This is a genomic window from Nocardia sp. NPDC059240, from assembly GCF_042753865.1.
Lineage (GTDB): Bacteria > Actinomycetota > Actinomycetes > Mycobacteriales > Mycobacteriaceae > Nocardia.
Genome location: NZ_JBHZAC010000002.1, coordinates 563,502 through 581,006 on the forward strand (window position 1 = coordinate 563,502; position 17,505 = coordinate 581,006).

At 67.0% G+C, this 17,505-nt stretch carries 16 protein-coding genes and 1 tRNA gene; 10 read left to right on the top strand and 7 right to left on the bottom strand.

Annotated features, from left to right (window positions below):
* Positions 1-467: 467 nt before the first annotated feature.
* From ACFXHA_RS08200 to phoU, 8 genes are all read left to right on the top strand, one after another.
* A tRNA-Lys gene (locus ACFXHA_RS08200) sits at positions 468-540 on the top strand.
* Positions 541-674: 134 nt separating this feature from the next.
* Positions 675-1,265 carry a DUF937 domain-containing protein gene (locus ACFXHA_RS08205; protein ID WP_379354262.1) on the top strand — a complete coding sequence of 197 codons (591 nt, stop codon included), beginning with the start codon at positions 675-677 and terminating at the stop codon, positions 1,263-1,265.
* A 209-nt stretch (positions 1,266-1,474) separates the two neighbouring features.
* Entirely contained in the window at positions 1,475-2,458 is a 984-nt protein-coding gene (locus tag ACFXHA_RS08210; protein ID WP_379355005.1) for an acyl-ACP desaturase, read from the top strand.
* Positions 2,459-2,589: 131 nt separating this feature from the next.
* Entirely contained in the window at positions 2,590-3,363 is a 774-nt protein-coding gene (locus tag ACFXHA_RS08215; RefSeq protein WP_379354264.1) for an alpha/beta fold hydrolase, read from the top strand.
* A 4-nt stretch (positions 3,364-3,367) separates the two neighbouring features.
* A complete protein-coding gene (locus ACFXHA_RS08220; protein ID WP_379354265.1) occupies positions 3,368-4,192 on the top strand; it encodes a hypothetical protein in 825 nt (274 codons plus the stop codon).
* A gap of 72 nt (positions 4,193-4,264) precedes the next feature.
* Complete coding sequence (gene dusB / locus ACFXHA_RS08225; RefSeq protein ID WP_379354267.1) at positions 4,265-5,413, top strand: tRNA dihydrouridine synthase DusB; 1,149 nt, start codon at positions 4,265-4,267, stop codon at positions 5,411-5,413.
* A gap of 179 nt (positions 5,414-5,592) precedes the next feature.
* On the top strand, positions 5,593-7,551 hold the full coding sequence (locus ACFXHA_RS08230; RefSeq protein ID WP_379354269.1) for an LCP family protein: 1,959 nt from the start codon (positions 5,593-5,595) through the stop codon (positions 7,549-7,551).
* Positions 7,552-7,661: 110 nt separating this feature from the next.
* A complete protein-coding gene (phoU, locus tag ACFXHA_RS08235; protein ID WP_379354271.1) occupies positions 7,662-8,333 on the top strand; it encodes a phosphate signaling complex protein PhoU in 672 nt (223 codons plus the stop codon).
* A 21-nt stretch (positions 8,334-8,354) separates the two neighbouring features.
* Here phoU and ACFXHA_RS08240 read toward each other — a convergent pair whose 3' ends face one another.
* From ACFXHA_RS08240 to ACFXHA_RS08270, 7 genes are all read right to left on the bottom strand, one after another.
* Entirely contained in the window at positions 8,355-9,971 is a 1,617-nt protein-coding gene (locus ACFXHA_RS08240; RefSeq protein ID WP_379354273.1) for an MFS transporter, read from the bottom strand.
* A 185-nt stretch (positions 9,972-10,156) separates the two neighbouring features.
* Complete coding sequence (pstB, locus tag ACFXHA_RS08245) at positions 10,157-10,933, bottom strand: phosphate ABC transporter ATP-binding protein PstB (protein ID WP_379354275.1); 777 nt, start codon at positions 10,931-10,933, stop codon at positions 10,157-10,159.
* A 12-nt stretch (positions 10,934-10,945) separates the two neighbouring features.
* Positions 10,946-11,845 carry a phosphate ABC transporter permease PstA gene (gene pstA / locus ACFXHA_RS08250; RefSeq protein ID WP_379354277.1) on the bottom strand — a complete coding sequence of 300 codons (900 nt, stop codon included), beginning with the start codon at positions 11,843-11,845 and terminating at the stop codon, positions 10,946-10,948.
* A complete protein-coding gene (gene pstC, locus ACFXHA_RS08255; RefSeq protein ID WP_379354279.1) occupies positions 11,842-12,813 on the bottom strand; it encodes a phosphate ABC transporter permease subunit PstC in 972 nt (323 codons plus the stop codon). The genes pstA and pstC overlap by 4 nt, the downstream gene beginning before the upstream one ends.
* A 115-nt stretch (positions 12,814-12,928) precedes the next feature.
* On the bottom strand, positions 12,929-14,044 hold the full coding sequence (pstS, locus tag ACFXHA_RS08260; RefSeq protein WP_379354281.1) for a phosphate ABC transporter substrate-binding protein PstS: 1,116 nt from the start codon (positions 14,042-14,044) through the stop codon (positions 12,929-12,931).
* Positions 14,045-14,273: 229 nt separating this feature from the next.
* Entirely contained in the window at positions 14,274-15,170 is an 897-nt protein-coding gene (gene mshD, locus ACFXHA_RS08265) for a mycothiol synthase (RefSeq protein ID WP_379354283.1), read from the bottom strand.
* The gene (locus tag ACFXHA_RS08270; protein WP_379354284.1) at positions 15,170-15,925 is read right to left on the bottom strand and encodes a winged-helix domain-containing protein; all 756 of its coding nucleotides are present in this window, start codon (positions 15,923-15,925) and stop codon (positions 15,170-15,172) included. The genes mshD and ACFXHA_RS08270 overlap by 1 nt, the downstream gene beginning before the upstream one ends.
* Positions 15,926-16,172: 247 nt before the next feature.
* Between ACFXHA_RS08270 and ACFXHA_RS08275 the strand changes: the two genes are divergently transcribed.
* Both ACFXHA_RS08275 and ACFXHA_RS08280 read left to right on the top strand, forming a co-directional pair.
* A complete protein-coding gene (locus ACFXHA_RS08275; protein ID WP_379354286.1) occupies positions 16,173-17,039 on the top strand; it encodes an LmeA family phospholipid-binding protein in 867 nt (288 codons plus the stop codon).
* The gene (locus ACFXHA_RS08280; RefSeq protein WP_379354288.1) at positions 17,036-17,491 is read left to right on the top strand and encodes a thioredoxin family protein; all 456 of its coding nucleotides are present in this window, start codon (positions 17,036-17,038) and stop codon (positions 17,489-17,491) included. The genes ACFXHA_RS08275 and ACFXHA_RS08280 overlap by 4 nt, the downstream gene beginning before the upstream one ends.
* The last annotated feature ends 14 nt before the right edge of the window (positions 17,492-17,505 follow it).

A 17,505-nucleotide genomic window follows, 5' to 3' on the forward strand; every position in this document is an offset into this window, starting at 1 on the left:
TCCGGCCCGGCGAAACAAACTGAGTGGCAAGGCGATTGCCGGACCCCGCGATACCGGCAATCAGCGCCCGCTCACCCGGAGCCGTCGAATCGATCGGGCGGTGGACACCCCGGCGTCGGCGGGCGCGACAGCACCACACCACCTCCGCACCCCACCCACACTCCGCGCCGACCCCTGCCGTCCCCCGGGTCCACCTACTCGCGGTGCCGCACCGACCGGTCCGCACCCTCACAGCGCCACATCGTCCCCCCAAACACACCCCCGCGACTCCCCAAGCGATCCCGATCGGCACGACCCGTCACCCCAACGGCACATCGCGTCATCCCTGCCCCGGCCCCGGCTCGGCCCCCACGCCGCGCCCGGCCCCGGCTAAACCCGCATGACCTGCGCAAACATCATCTGCCAGAGCACAATCGGATACTCATTTAACAGTTGCGGGGTCCGCACATTAAGCTGACGTCTCGCAAGCCCCTATAGCTCAGTTGGTAGAGCTACGGACTTTTAATCCGCAGGTCCCAGGTTCGAGCCCTGGTGGGGGCACTCTGCGCGAGGGGCCCGGAATCATACCGCCGGGCCCCTCGCCACATCCGCGAATCTGTGGCAATCTGTCCGGATTTCACCTACCGTGACCTGAGTAGAGCTTTTCCCGGGATCCATCACCACAGGCGGAGTTCATGACTTCCTTTGATGACCTGCTCTCTCAAGTCCCCGTCTCGCAGATCGCCGAGAAGCTCGGCGTCGACGAGGCGACCGCCAAGACGGCGATCACCGCGGCCGTCCCCGTGCTACTCGGCGGATTCCAGGCACAGGCCGGCAACCCCGAGACCGGCCTGAATCTGGAGAACGAAGTCGCCAACCAGCCGCACGCTCTACTCGACGGCGGGGTCGACATCGACCAGGTGGATACCGCAGGCGGCAGTCAGATCGTCGATCAGACCTTCGGCGCCGAAAAGAACACGGTGATCAGCGCTCTCGGCAATGTCGGCGGCAGTGCCATCAGCCAGGATCTGATGGGCAAGCTGCTGCCGATGCTCGCCCCGATCGTGCTGGCCTACCTGGGTAAGAAGGCCCTCGGCGGTGGCGGCGGCGGTGCGGCCGCCGAATCCGGTGGCGGCGGCATCGGTGACATTCTCGGTAGCCTGCTCGGTGGGGCCACCGGTGGAAACAAGGGTGGCGGCCTGGGCGACATCCTGGGCAAGGCCATGGGCCAGAACGCCGGCAACGTCCTCGGCAATGTGCTGGGCGGTTTGCTCGGCAAGAAGTGACCGCACAATCGAAGGTGATGTGCGGCTAACGAACTGCGGCCCACAGCGATAGACCCGTCGCTGTGGGCCGTCGCTTATGACATCTCTCACCAACACCGCAATGCTGCGCATGTGAGTTTCACATCACCCTACGGTCACGTAAGGTATGGGCCGCGGCGGCAGGCCGGCGAGGGTACGACAGCATGACGCACGACACGAAGGGCATGTATATGGCAAAGGATCTGACTCAACTCGAGCTACTGCGGGAGTTGGAGCCGGTTGCCGCGGAGAACGTCAACCGCCACCTCTCCCTGGCCAAGGAATGGCACCCGCACGACTACGTGCCGTGGGACGAAGGACGCAACTTCGCGGCCATGGGCGGCGTCGACTGGAACCCCGAACAGTCGAAGCTGAGCGAGCTCGCCAAGGCCGCCATGATCACCAACCTGCTCACCGAGGACAATCTGCCGTCCTACCACCGTGAGATCGCCGAGAACTTCTCCCAGGACGGCGCCTGGGGCACCTGGGTCGGCCGCTGGACCGCCGAGGAGAACCGGCACGGCATCGTGATGCGCGACTACCTGGTCGTCACCCGCGGCGTCGACCCGGTCGCCCTCGAGCAGGCCCGCATGATCCACATGACCAACGGATTCGCGTCTCCCACAGAGCAGTTGGAGAGCCTCGACAACGCCGGCTTCCTGTTCTCGGTCGCGTACGTGACCTTCCAGGAACTCGCCACCCGCGTCAGCCACCGCAACACCGGCCGGGTCTGCGACGACCCCATCGCCGACCGCATGCTGCAGCGCATCGCGGCCGACGAGAACCTGCACATGATCTTCTACCGCAACATGTGCAGTGCGGCCCTGGATCTCTCGCCCGACCAGACCCTCGAGGCCATCACCCTCATCCTGGAGAACTTCCAGATGCCCGGCGCCGGAATGCCCAACTTCCGCCGCAACGGCGTACTGATGGCCAAGCACGGCATCTACGACCTACGTCAGCACCTCGAAGAGGTGGTGAACCCGGTCCTCAAGAAGTGGCGCATCTTCGAGCGCGACGACTTCACCGCCCGCGGCGAAGAGACTCGCGAACGCCTCGGCCTCTTCCTGGAGAAGCTGGGCAAGGACGTCATCAAGTTCGAAGAGCAGCGCGACAAGATGCTGGCCCGCGAGGCCGCCAAGCGCGAAAAGGAACTGGCTTCGGCCGGAAGCTAGCCGCACAGACAAGAACCACGGCCCCTGAGGATTTCGATCCTCAGGGGCCTTGTCTCTGCCGCCGAGCGACTCACAGGAACCTCACCGGAGACCCCCAGTCCTGCCGGTAGTGGTGAAGCGAATATGGAGATATGAGCCTCGAGACCCGGGTCGGTACCGCGAATGTGGTGCTGCTGCACGGGCAACCGGGCGATCGGTCCGACTGGGACACGGTCAGCGCCCGGCTGCCGGGCACGGTCACGGCGCTGGCGGTGGATCGGCCGGGGTACGGGGACAATCCGGATCCGGCGGGGTCCATCGAGGACAACGCGCGCTGGCTGCTCGCGCGGCTGGACCGCGACGGCATCGAAAACGCCGTGCTGGTGGGACATTCGTACGGCGGAGCCGTGGCCCTGGCGGTCGCGCTGCTGGCGCCGGAGCGGGTGCGCGGGCTGGTGCTGGTCGCCAGCGTCGGACCCGGCTGCCTGTCCGCCTGGGACGAACTGCTCGCCGCGCCCGTCGCGGGCGAAGCCTTCGCGGTGACCGCCTGGTCGGTGCTGCCGTGGCTGGCTCGAAAAGGCCGCGACCACAACCCGTCCCGGCTCTTCACGCCCGCCGCCCTGGACCTGCTGGCGGGTGTGCACCACCGGCACGGCCACGTGTGGCGCAGTTTCCTGACCGAACAGCGCGAACTGTTCGACACGCTGGATCGGTGGACGGACCGACTCACCGAGATCCGGATTCCGGCCTTGATCCTCGCCGATCCGGCCGATAAGGTCGTCCCGATCTCCACCTCCCACGCCCTGAGCACGCAGTTGCCCTGTGCCCGAATCGAACTGCTCAGCGGGGGTGGCCACCATCTTCCGCGACGACTACCCGACGTCGTGGCCGCTCGGATTGGCGCCTTTGTCGACTCGCTGGAGTGAACCGATGCGCGGCACCCTGGTCGCGGCACGCGAACGCGCCCGCACCCAATTCCACACCGAACGCCGCCACCCCGCGCCCCGGCCGATCGGCGCGGGACAACCGCTGTGGCGGCAGGTCGCGGGCGAGGTGCGCTGGTCGTTCACGCCGCCCGCGCTGTGGCTCGAAGGCGTCGGCGCGAATGTGGTGCTGTCCGGGCTGTTTCTGCTCGTCTCACCGCTGACCCTGCACCGGCACGGCTGGGGCGTGCTCGTCGGCGTCTACTTCGCGACCTTCGTGCTGGCCGACGTCACCACCACCAACGTGCTCGGCGTGGACGCCGACCGGACCCGGCTCAGCCTGGCTGCCGGGCTCGGAGTGCACCGGATCCTGCTCGTAAAGAACCTCGCGCTGCTGATCATCGTCGGACTGCCGACCCTGCTGGCCACGGCCGCGCTCACCATGAAGACCAGCGTGCACCCGACCATGCAGCGCACCGGCGTCTCGGTCGCCGATGTCGCGCTGCCCATCCTGGCCTGGCTCGGAGTCGGCAATATCGTGTCCGTACTGCTCGCGGTCCGGCCCCGCGCACTCGGGCAACGCTGGATCGCCAGGTGGCAGTGGCGCAGCACCGTGCCCTGGCTGACGCATCTGGTCCTGCCCTACGGGCTGTACTACTTCGTGCGCCCGATCGACGGCGAGCAGCGCGCCATCCTCGGCTATCACCTCGGCCGCACCATGTCCGGCGAGGCACGCGGCGCGATCCACCTCGGCGTCGGGCTCGCGGTGTGGCTGCTCGGCAGCCTGATCGCGGTCGCCGTGGTGCGGCGACGCGGGCTGCACGTGTGGTGACCCGTGTGACCGGGGGCACTGCGCGGGGTATGCGGCTCTGGGCCCAGCCTCGCGAATGAGAGACTTGACGGCGTGACTACCTCGCTGGACGCCCCCAAGACCGAGTTGCGGATCGGGCCCTACCCGCTCGACCCGCCCGTGGTGCTGGCGCCCATGGCGGGCATCACCAATGTCGCGTTCCGGACCCTGTGCCGGGAATTCGGCAGCGACACTTCGCTTTATGTGTGCGAGATGATCACCGCGCGGGCCATCGTCGAGCGCAATGAGAAAACGCTCAACATGATGGCCTTCGGACCCGACGAATCGCCGCGGTCCATGCAGCTCTACGGCGTCGACCCCAAGACCCTCGGCGAGGCCGTGCGCATCGTGGTCGGCGAGGGCTGGGCCGACCACATCGACATGAACCTGGGCTGCCCGGTACGCAAGGTGACCCGCCTCGGCGGCGGGTCGGCACTGCCCTACAAGCGGCGGCTGTTCCGGGACATCGTGCGCGAAATGGTCGCGGCCGCAGGCGATGTCCCGGTCACCTTCAAGTTCCGCATCGGCATCGACGACGAGCACCACACCTACCTCGACACCGGGCGCATCGCCGAAGCCGAAGGCGCGGCGGCGGTTTCGCTGCACGCCCGCACCGCGGCGCAGCTCTACTCCGGGCAGGCCGACTGGAGCGCCATCGCCCGGCTCAAGGAAACCGTCACCAGCATCCCGGTGCTCGGCAACGGCGATATCTTCAGCGCCGACGACGCCCTGCGCATGATGGCCGAAACCGGTTGCGACGGCGTAGTCGTCGGCCGCGGCTGCCTGGGCCGCCCCTGGCTGTTCGGCGAACTGAGCGCCGCCCTGCGCGGCGAGCCGATCCCGGCGGGCCCCACCCTCGGCAAGGTCGGCGAGATCCTCTACCGGCACGCCGCCCTGCTCGTCGAGCACGACGGCGAGGACAAGGCGATGCGCGATATCCGCAAGCACATGGCCTGGTATCTGATGGGCTTCCCGGTGGGTTCGGCGCTGCGCCGCAAGTTCGCCACCGTCACCAGCCTGAACCAGATCGGCGATCTGGTCGGGCAGCTCGATCCCGAGGTGCCGTTCCCGGAGGACGCGCTCGGCCCGCGCGGGCGGCAGGGTTCGCCGCAGACCAAGGTGGCACTGCCCGACGGCTGGCTCGACGATCCCGAGGACGCGACCGTGCCGACCGCCGCCGACGTCATGCACAGCGGCGGCTGATACCCGCCCTTTCCGCTCTCGATCCGGACGACGCCCGGCGCAGCTCCCGGGCGTAGCGCCGACACCCTGGCACACTTGCGCAAAGCTTCCCCACCTGTGGTGGACATACGTTCGAGTGGTTCACCGTGGCGAAATCGTTATCATGGCGATCGGTATCAAGAGCGAAGTGAGGTTCGTTGGTGGGTGACGATCGGTACGGGCGGACGCCACGCTCCGGAGGTCGCGCCCCCTGGGAGCGACCCATCTCGGTACAGGACCTCGTGGACCGGGTCGACGCGGAGTCCACCGCGCCGCCCACACCACCGAACCCCGTGGCCGCCAACGAGTCCCAGGCCACCGGCACCCCGCGCGCCGCACGCGACACCAGCCATCTGCGCCGCGTCGCCAACGCGCCCGGCACCGGCAGCAATCGGGCCGTGCGCCCCGCCGACCCGAGCACCGACCCCGTCACCGAGGAACTGCCCGCGGTCACCGCGGCCACCCCGCCCCCGGACGCGCCCGTCAAACCGACCCCGGCCGCCCAGCGCGCCAAAGCACTGCTGAGCCGCAAGGTCACCTCGCCCGCCGACTACCCCACCACCGCGCTACCCGCGCCGGTGGGAACCGAACCGGCCAAACGGATCTCACCGGCCCGCCGACGCCGCAACCGCCGCCTCGCCCTCGCCGGGCGCGCCTGCCTCGCGGTGATCGCCGTCGTCGCGCTCGTTGTCACCGGTGGCGGCTGGAGCTACCTGAAGGCCAAAGACAGTAACTTCCAGCAGGTTTCGGCCCTCGACGACAACAACACCGACGTGGTCGACGCCGACGGGCAGACCGGCGACGAGAACTTCCTCATCGTCGGCACCGACACCCGCGCGGGCGCCAACGGCAGCCTCGGCGCCGGCAGCGTCGACGACGCCGAGGGCGCCCGCTCCGACACCGTCATGCTGGTGAACATCCCCGCCAACCGGGCGCGCGTGGTCGCCGTATCGTTCCCCCGCGACCTGGACGTCACCCGGCCCGACTGCGAAGGCTGGGACAACGACAAGGCCGCCTACAACGGCTCGAAATACCCTGGGGCCGTGGGCGACAAGCTCAATGCCACCTACGCCCTCGGCGGGCCGAAATGCCTGACCAAGGTGATCACCAAACTCTCCGGCCTGAAGATCAACCACTTCGTCGGCATCGACTTCTCCGGCTTCGAATCCATGGTCGACGTGGTCGGCGGCGTCGAGGTGTGCACCACCAAGCCGCTCGTCGACGAGATCCTCGGCACCGTGCTCACCACACCCGGCAAGCAGACCGTGAACGGTTCCACCGCACTGGATTACGTGCGCGCCCGGCACGTCTACGGCGAGGAACGCAGCGACTACGACCGGATCAACCGGCAGCAGCGGTTCCTGTCCTCACTGCTGCGCAGCGCGCTGTCGAGCAAGGTGCTCTTCGACCCGGGCAAGCTCAACGGGTTCATCAACGCCTTCGCCCAGCACTCCTTCATGGACAACGTCACCACCAAAGACCTACTGACACTGGGCCGTTCGATGCAGAAGATGCAGGCCGGGGCCATCACCTTCCTGACCGTCCCGACCGCCGGCACCACTTCGTACGGCAACGAGATCCCGCGCGAATCCGATATCAAGGCCATCTTCCGGGCCGTCATCGACGATCAGCCGCTGCCCGGCGAGAAGAAGACCGAGGCGCCGGCCACCACCAGCGCCGCGCCCACCGCCAAACCCAAACTGCTGGCGGTGGATCCGAGCACGGTGTCGCTACAGGTGTCCAACGGGTCCGGCCAGGCGGGCATCGCCGGGACCACCGCGACCAAGCTGGCCAATCAGGGCTTCCAGATCTACAGCACCGGCAACTACGCCGACGGCACCTCCGCCAAGACCAAGGTCCGCTATTCCGCCGGACACGAAGCCGAGGCCGCCACCGTCGCCAGCGCCATCCCCGGCGCGACGCTCGAACCCGCGACCGGACTCGGCAGCATTGTCGAGGTGGTCGCGGGCGCCGACTTCGCGGGCACGGTGAAAGCACCCACCGCCTTCGGTCAGGCCCTGCCCGACACGCCGACGGACTCCGGCGGGCCCAGTGCGGCGCCGGTCACACTTCCGTCCGATCTGGAGCACGTCAACGCCGCCGACGACCTGTGTAAGTAAGAACCGGTCCCACTCAGCGGAACTGCGGTGACTTTGCTGGAACCGACCGGCACCGACGGTTAACCCGCAGTTGGTGACTTGGTCAGCGGTGCGCACTAATGTCTTGACCTATGCGTGTCATCTACAACGAACAAATGGCCGAGCTCGCCGATCTGCTCGGCGGCATGGCCGGGCTCGCCGGATCGGCGATGGAGCGGGCCACCCAGTCCCTGCTCAGTGCCGATCTCGAGCTCGCCGAGCAGGTGATCAGCGAATACGACCGCATCGCCGAGATGATCACCCTCGCCGAGGAGAAGGCGTTCGCGCTGCTCGCCCTGCAGGCCCCGGTCGCCGGTGATTTGCGGCAGGTGGTCAGCGCCATCCAGATCGTCGCCGACGTGAACCGGATGGGCGTGCTCGCGCTGCACGTCGCCAAGATGACCCGCCGCCGCTTCCCGGCCCACGCCGTGCCGGAGGCCGTCAACAGCTACTTCGCCGAAATGGGCCGCGTCGCCGTCAAGATGGGCGCCACCGCCAAGGAGGTGCTGGAGTCCCGCGATCCCGAGCGGGCCGCCAAGCTCACCGACGACGACGAGGCGATGGACGACCTGCGCAAGCACCTGTTCACGCTGATCATGGACCGCGACTGGCAGTTCGGCGTGGCCGCCGCCGTCGACGTGGCGCTGCTGGGCCGCTACTACGAGCGCTTCGCCGACCACGCCGTCGAGATCGGCCGCCGCGTGGTCTTCCTGGTCACCGGCGTGCTGCCGCCCGACCCGGATTCCGAGAAGGAGAGCATCTAGCTCTCCCCCTCGGTGGTGGCGTCAGTCCTCGTCGGACTCGCGCCACCCCATCAGGAACGATTCACCCTTCTCCACCCGCCACGGAAGCGTCGCGGCCACGATGGCCGCGCATACCACCAGGGCACCCACCGCGATGTACGACGCGACTGTGGAACCCTGCATGGCCGCGACCTTCATGGCGTGGATCAGATCCGTCTTCGCCTGTGCGAGCAACGGATTCACCGGGGCCTTCACTACCCCGATAATGCTGATCGGCGTATTGCTCGCCAATTCCTTCTGCTGCGCGTTCATGATCTGCGCGGGAATCGCGCCGATCCGATCGGCGATATGACTGGTGTAGATGGACGTCATCACCGAACCCAGCACCGCCACCCCGAGCGCGCCACCCACCTCACGCGTGGTGTCGTTGACCGCCGAGCCCGCGCCCGCCTCTTCCAAAGGCACCGCGCCCATGATGGATTCGGTCGCCGGACCCTGAACGATGGCGAATCCCAGCCCCATCAGGATCATGGACACCACCACCGGCCCCACATACGCGGTGTCGACGGTGGTCCTACCCGCGATGTACATGGCCACCGCCAGGATCAGCAGCCCCGAAACCACCATGGCCGTCGTGCCCACCCGCTGGGCCAGCAGGGTGGCGATGGGTGCACCGAAGCCGACCGCCACCGCGAAAGGCAGTGAGTGGATGCCGAATTCGAGCGGGGACAGCTCCTTCACGCCCTGGAAGTACTGGGTGATCAGGAACAGGAAGCCGAAGGCCGCGAAGTAGGACACCGTGATCGCCAGCGAGGGCAACGCGAAGCGGCGATTGCGGAACAGCCGCATATTCAGCACCGGCGTGGGCGTACGCAGTTCCCAGCCCACGAACGCGGCCAGCAGAATGATCGAAAGCAGGTAGCCCGCAAGGCTTTCGGTTGCGAGCCAACCGTGCTTGGGCGCCTCGATGATGGACCACACCAGCGCGGTCACGCCGACCAGCGAGAGCACGATGCCTACCCGGTCGAGCCGATCCACGTGCGCCGCACGGGATTCCGGCACCGTCACCAGCACCGCCGCGATGGCCACCAGCGCCACCGGAACATTGATCCAGAACACCGAGTGCCAGGAGAAGTACTGCAGCAGCCAGCCGCCCACCGTCGGGCCGATGGCGATGGCGATGCCCGCCATGGCGGTCCACAGCGCGATGGCCGCGGCCCGCTCACGCCGAGCGGTGAAGATATTGGTGAGCAGGGCCAGCGTGGCCGGGAAGACCACCGCCGCGAAGACGCCCATGCCCGCGCGGGCCGCGATGACCTGCCCGAGTCCGGACGACAGCGCGCCTGCGGCGGACATGACCGCCACACCGCTCAGGCCGATGATCATGAACAGCCGCCGCCCGTACCGGTCGCCGAGGTGTCCCATGGCCAGCAGCAGGCCGGAGAAGGCCAGCGTGAACGCGTCCACGATCCACTGCAGGCCGCTCATATCGGCTTGCAGTTCTACGGCCATGGACGGCAGGGCCACATTGACCAGCGTGTTGTCCAGGACCACAAGCAGTTCCGCGAGACAGATCGCGACCAGCGCCGCCACCTTCGCCCGCTGCGACAATCCGGCCGCGGTCGTTCCGGATCCCAGGCTCGCCGTTGAGACAGTCATCCGACACCTCCTTACTAAACCGATCGGTTTACCATTGAGGTCAGACTAACTGTGACGAACGGTTGCACACAATCACCGCGCAGCCATATGACGGACGCCACACAGCAGCCGCTTATGCACTACTACCTGCACAAATGAAACGACCCCTGCCAAAAGGCAGGGGTCGTAGACGCCGGAGAGTCTGTTTATCCGAAGCGACCCGAGATGTAGTCCTCGGTCTGCTTCTGCGACGGGTTCGAGAAGATCTTCTCGGTCTCGTCGATTTCAATCAGCTTGCCGGGCTTGCCCTGCGCCTCCAGGTTGAAGAAGGCGGTCTGGTCACTCACACGCGCGGCCTGCTGCATGTTGTGGGTGACGATGACGATGGTGAACTCCTTCTTCAGCTCGGTGATCAGATCCTCGATCGCGAGCGTGGAGATGGGGTCCAGGGCCGAACACGGCTCGTCCATGAGCAGCACGTCCGGCGACACCGCGATGGCACGCGCGATGCACAGACGCTGCTGCTGACCACCGGAGAGGCCGCCGCCCGGCTTGTCCAGCCGGTCCTTGACCTCGTTCCAGAGGTTGGCGCCGCGCAGCGACTGCTCGGCCACCTCGTCCAGCTTGGCCTTGTTGCGAATGCCCTGCAGCCGCAGCCCGGCCACCACATTGTCGCGAATCGACATGGTGGGGAACGGGTTCGGCCGCTGGAACACCATGCCGATGGTGCGGCGCACGCCGACCGGATCGACCTGGGCGCCGTAGATGTCCTCACCGTCGAGCAGCACCGCGCCCTCGACGCGGGCCTCCGGGGTCACCTCGTGCATGCGGTTGAGCGCACGCAGCACGGTCGACTTGCCACAGCCGGACGGACCGATGAAAGCGGTCACGCTGCGCGGCAGCACCGTCAGACCGACATTGGCGACGGCGTGGAACTTGCCGTAGTAGATATTGAGGTCTTTGACGTCAATTCGCTTGGCCATCAGTCTTTCCTTCTATCGGTTCCGCGTCAGCAGCTTGTTGACCAGAGCGGCTGCGGCATACAGCAGCGCGATGATCAGGATCAGGGTCAGCGCCGCACCCCAGATACGCTCGCGGCCCGCGGCCTCCGGGTTCGACAGCTCCTGGTACATCAGCAGCGGAAGCGAGGCCATATTGCCGTTGAAGACATCGAAGTTGATGGCCTTCGAGTAGCCGACCAGCACCAGCACCGGCGCGGTCTCACCCATGACACGGGCGACGGCCAGCAGCATGCCGGAGATCATGCCCGGGGCGGCGGTCGGAATGACGATCCGCACAATGGTTTTCCACTTCGGGATGCCGAGCGCGTAAGAGGCCTCACGCAATTCGTCCGGCACCAGCTTGAGCATCTCCTCCGTGGAGCGGACCACCACGGGCAGCATCAGCAGCACCAGGGCCAGCGATACGGCGAAGGCGCTCTGCTTGAAACCGAGGGTGGCGATCCACAAGGCGAAGATGAACAGCGCGGCCACGATCGAGGGCACACCGGCCAGGATGTCGACCATGAAGGTCGTGGTCTTGGCCAGCCAGCCACGCCCGTACTCGACCAGGAAGACGGCGGCCATGATGCCCAGCGGCACCGCGATCACGGCCGCGATGCCCGCCTGAACAACCGTGCCGTAGATGGCGTGATAGACGCCGCCGTCGTGCGAGTCGGGCAGTACGCCGTTCTGCGACTTGGTGAACCAGCCCGAACGAGTGAGCGCGACGGCACCCTTCTGGATCACGATGTAGAGAACCCAGAGCAGCGGAACCAGGGCGACACCGAAGCAGGTCCAGACCACGCCGGTGGCGATGTTGTTCTTGATCCGGCGGCCGAAGCTGACATGCCGGAAGGTCGGGGCCTTGATCGGCTTGTCGAGTGTGGCGGTCATCCGTTCACCTTCCCGCCCGCCGCGAGCCGAGCCAATGCGTTGACGACGAACGTCAGAGCGAACAAGACGAAACCGGCGGCGATATAGGCACCGGTCGGCAGCTTGGAGCTGAATTCCGAAGCGGAGGCCGCGATTCGGGAGGCGAAGGTGTAGCCGCCGTCGAACAGCGTCCAGCTCCCCGCCCTCGTCGAGGTGCGCAGCACGATCAGGACCGCGATGGTCTCACCGAGCGCGCGGCCCAGGCCGAGCATGGAACCGGCGATCACACCCGAGCGGCCGAAGGGCAGCACGGTCAACCGCACCACTTCCCACTTGGTCGCGCCCAGCGCCTGCGCCGCCTCGATGTGCGTGCGCGGGGTCAGACCGAAGACCTCACGGCTGACCGAGGTGATGATCGGCAGAATCATCACGGCGAGAATCACACCCGCGGTGAAGATATTGCCGCCGCCGGCAATGCTGACATTGCCGTTGGAGAAGAGGAAGAACCAGCTCAGGTGCTGGTTGAGGAAATCCTCGAAGGGGCTCAGCTTCGGAGCCACGACGAGGAATCCCCACAGACCGAACACGATCGACGGCACCGCCGCCAGCAGGTCCACGATGGCCGAGAACGGCCGCGCCAGCACCTTCGGCGAATACTGCGTCAGGAACAGCGCGATACCGACACCGATCGGCACCGCGATCGCGAGCGCGAACAACGAGCTCAGCACCGTGACCATGAACAGGTCCTTGATGCCGAAGTGCAGGTTGTTGTCGTCCTTGACGTTGAACTCGGTGGTGGTGAAGAAGTTCGACTTGTTCGCCATGATCGAGGGCCATGCCCTGATCAACAGGAACAATGCGATCAGAGCAATGGCGGCGACGATGATCCCGCCGGCGGCCGTGGCCGCCGAACGGAACGCGAACTCCGCGCCGAACTTGGTGGGTGCGCCGCGCCCCGCGGCCGGTTTGGTGCTGGGATCGGTCGGCATCAGCGCAGTATCCCCCGGCGTTTGGGCACGGTCATCCCTCGGGTCGGTCGAAACGGACAGACCCGAGGATGCAGCTTCGTCGTGCACGGTCATCGTGGTTTTTTCGATCAGGCGATCAGGAAATGGCGTTGATCGCGGTGGTGAGCTTGGTCTTGAACGCGTCCGGCAGCGGCACGTAGCCCGCGTCCGCCAGACCGGTCTGACCGTTGCCGACCGCCGAGGTCAGGAACGCCTTGACAGCCTTGGCGGTGTCGGCGTCGCCGTACTTCGAGCAGACGATCTCGTAGGTGGCCAGCATGATCGGGTAAGCGCCACCGGTGGCGGGCTTGTAGATCGAGGTGTTGTCCAGCACCAGGTCGTTGCCCTCGCCCTTGACCTTCGCCGCGTCGACGGCCTTGGCGGCGGTCTCGGTGGTGAGGTCGACCGGCTTCGGGTCGTTCGAGGTGGCGGTGGTCAGCACGCGCACGGTGGACAGCTTCTGCGCCTTGGCGAAGGACCACTCGGTGTAGGTGATGGTGAACTTGGTGTTCGCGACCGCGGCCGAGGTGCCGTCCGAGCCCTTGACGCCCTCACCGGTGCCACCGTTGAACGCCTTGCCGGCGCCCTTGGTGTAGCCGCCGGCGGCGGTCAGGTACTTCTGGAAGTTGTCGGTGGTGCCCGACTCGTCGGAGCGGAAGATCACGCCGATCTTGTCCGAGGGCAGCTTGTCGGCGTTGTTCGCGTTCAGCGCCTTGATCGCGGTGTCGTTCCAGGTGGTGATGTCACCGGAGAAGATCTTCGCGATGGTCGGCGGGTCGAGAACCAGGTTGTCGATGCCGGGGACGTTGTAGGCGACCGCGATCGGGCCGAAGACGGCGGGCAGGTTCCACGCCGGGCTGGCGCAACGCGCGGCAGCCTTGTCGGTCTCACCCTTGGTGGGGTCCAGCGCCGAGTCGGAACCCGCGAAATCGGTCTGGTTGCCGATGAAGTCGTTCACGCCGGCACCCGAGCCCGAGCCGGTGTAATCCAGCTTGGCACCCGAGCAGTTGGCCTGGTACGCGGCGACGAAACGGTCCATCGCGTTCTTCTGGGCGGTGGAGCCACTGGCCTTGAGCGACGTCTTGCCACCACAGGCGACGTCGATCTTGGCGGCACCGTTGGTGCCGTTGTTGTCAGAGCCGCACGCGGTCAGGGTAAGGGCACCGGCCGCGGCCAACACACCGAGCAGGGCGCTGCTGCGCTTGAGATTCACCAATTCCTCCGGGGGAATCACGTTGCACGTCCAACCCCTCAACGGTCGGACGGGCGCGAAGGCGGCTGTTCGCTGCGAACTAGCGCACCGGGCAGCGGTTCGCGGCCCAATTGCAACGTAGGGGTGGCTGGTTGACAGTTGGACCTGGGTAGGTGAACTGGAGATGAACACACCGCCCAGATTGCGGCGCACGTCGTGTGACATTAGCCGCACTGTTGCCGAGCGGAATTTACGGCGCGCCGGAGTACGCGACGTCGATGTGGAATCGAGTGAAATCCAGCCGGGTGTAGGTGTGGACGGCCGCGGTGTTGTCACCCTCGGTGTAGAGCAGGACGGCGTCGAGGCCGCGATCCTTCAGGTAGTGCAGACCGGCCAGGGTGAGCAGCCGACCGAGGCCGCGGCCCTGCGCCTGCGGGTCGATGCCGACCACGTAGACCTCGCCGATCGGCGGGGTTTCCTCGGAATGCACCTTCGTCCAGTGGAATCCGAGAATGCGGTCCGGATCGGCGGGGTCGATCGCGATGAACAGACCCTTGGGATCGAACCAGGATTCGGCGCGGCGGGCGGCGATATCGGACTCGGTCCAGCCGCCCTGTTCGGGATGCCAGGAGAAGGCGGCGTTGTTCACGCGCAGCAGTTCGGCATCGTCGGAAGGCCCCGCGTAGGTGCGCAATTCCAGACCGTCCGGCACGGTCAACTCCGGTAGCTCGGAGTTCGCCAATTCCCGCCGCATTTGCCACAATTCACGCGAAACGGACAGGCCCAACCGGGCTGCGACGGCCCGCGCGGGCGGCAGATCACCGTGTGCCCAGATCCGGGCGTCCGGGCCGCCGGCCGCCAGTGCGGCAGCCACCAGACCAGCGCCGATGCCGTTCCCACGGGCCCGCGGATCGACCGCGACCTCCGCCATCGCCGGGTGCTCCCCGTGCGCGGGAACGAGATTCGCGTACCCGGTCACCACGCCGTCCCGGATGTCCACCAGATGGCGTGCGGGAGAATCGTTTCCGAGCGACAGCACGGCCTGCTCCGACACCGCGTCGACCCCGTCGGCCGTCGCGGCCCGCGCCAGCACCGCCCGCACCGCCGCGGCTGTCTCGGAGGGCAGCCGGTCGGTCCAGGAAGTCATCAGATCGTGCCGTTCGCCGTCGTCAGTTCGGAGTCGTCGCCTTCGGCGTCCGGGAAGCTGACCGCCTCACCACCCTTACCCGTGGTACGGGCCGGACGGACCGCCTTGTAGCCGACATTGCGGACCGTGCCGATCAGCGATTCGTACTCGCTGCCCAGCTTGGCGCGCAGGCGTCGCACGTGCACGTCCACGGTGCGGGTGCCACCGAAGAAGTCGTAACCCCACACCTCCTGCAGCAACTGGGCGCGGGTGAAGACCCGGCCCGCGTGCTGCGCGAGGTACTTGAGGAGTTCGAACTCCTTGTAGGTCAGGTCGAGTGGGCGACCGCGCAGACGGGCGGTGTAGGTGCCCTCGTCGATCACCAGCTCACCCAGCGTGATCTTGCCGGTGTTCTCCGGGCTGGCGACACCGCCGTTGCGGGCCACCAGCAAGCGCAGCCGGGCGTCCAGTTCGGCGGGTCCGGTACCGGGCAGCAGGATGTCGTCCAGCCCCCAGTCCGCGTTCACCGCGACCAGGCCGCCTTCGGTCAGCACCGCCACCACCGGCACCGAGGAACCGGTGCTACCCAGCAACCGGCACAGGCCGCGCGCGGCGGCCAGATCGGTGCGGGCATCGACCAGCGCGACATCGGCGGAACCTGCCTCAAGCAGGGACGCCACCTCGGTCGGCGCGGGCCGCACATGGTGTGGCAGCAACGCCAGCGACGGCAGCACCGCCTCGGGGTTGGGGTCGGAGGTCAGCAGGAGCAGCTCCATGGGGGCCCTCCATCCCATCTGGCATGTGTGTGGCTACCGCACTGTCGGCCACTACCCCATGCAGGTCATCACAGGTAATCGCTGCCTACATTAGCGTGTCGGGACCGACAGGCTCGTATTCGCGGCCACCGAGGCAACCGACTGGTCCGGTCTACTCCCTCTTCATTTCCATTTCACCGGTCCGCGACCTGCCCGTGTCGTACCGCGACCACCGATAACAACCCGCCTCCCTATTAGGGTGCAGGCTATGCGTTTCCGGAGGCTCCTCATCGGATTGCTCTGCTTGGCAGGGCTGGCCGTGCTGCTCGATTTCGGAGTTGCGGCCTACTCCGAGTACCGGGTGTCGCGACTGCTGCGAACCGGCTCGGACCTGAGTGCCGACCCGGAGATCACCTTCCACGAGTCGATCGGACACCCGTTCGTCATCCAGGCGCTCGACGGCAAGTACAGCAGCGTGGACGTCCGCGCCCGCGTGTTGCGGCCGGACATCCCGGGCCAGATCACCGTCGAGGCGAATCTGCGCGGCACCCGCGTGTCGATGCGCAATCTCATCGACGGCAATGTGGGCCGGGTGCCGGTGGACGAGGTGCTCTCGCGAGTCCGCATCGAACCGGCCGAACTGGGCCGCATGTTCAATATTCAGGGCCTGCAGGTCTTCGGCCCGCCCACCGACAAGTCCGACGGCTCCGGCGGTTCCGGCGGCACCGGCGTGACCACCACCGGTGCGGTCATCCTCGAGGGCTTCGTGCCCGTCACCCCCGATACCGACCCGGCGCTGTCGGTACAGATCCCCGACCAGCGCGGCGACGGCGGCGAGAAGATCACCACCAAGAAGGTCCACGTACTGGCCGAGCTGAAGCTCGAAGGCAATCAGGTGCAGGTCACCGCGACCGCCATCTCCGGGCGGGATCTGCAGGGCGACGCCGACACCGAGCCGACCGTCATTCCCGAACAGGATCGGGCCGCGGTGCTGGCCCGCTTCACCCACACCATCGACATCAAGAACATGCCCTTCGGCATCATGCCCACCAAGGTCGAGGCCATCGGCGGGCAGATCGTGGTGGAGGGCACCGCGCGCAATGTGACCGTCGATCTGGATCGGCTGCAGTCGTGATCGCGCTGGCCATCGGGGCGGGGGTGCTGGTGGTGGCCACCGTGGTGGGGATCCTGGTGCGCCGCAACGAGGGCCGGGTGCGGGCGAGCGCGGTGGCCGAGCCCGAGTCGGCCCGGACCGCGCTGCTGGCCGCGGCCGGGGTGATGCCCGGGCGGCCGACCGTGCTGCATTTCTCCGCCGACTGGTGCGGCCCGTGCGCGGCGGTGCGCCGGGTGGTCGGGTCGGTGGTGGCGGAGCTGGCCGAGGCAGCCGACGTTGCCGCACCGCTGGATCTCGAGGTCGACATCGACGCGAATCCGGAGCTGGCCCGGGAGCTGAATGTGCTCTCGCTGCCGACCACTTTCGTATTGGATTCTCGAGGATTGGAACGCTTCCGGATCTCCGGTGTCCCGAAGGCGGCGGATCTGCGCACGTCATTGACCTCTTTGTCGGTTTCCGACGGCGCTGAGTGACCAGCATTACGAAC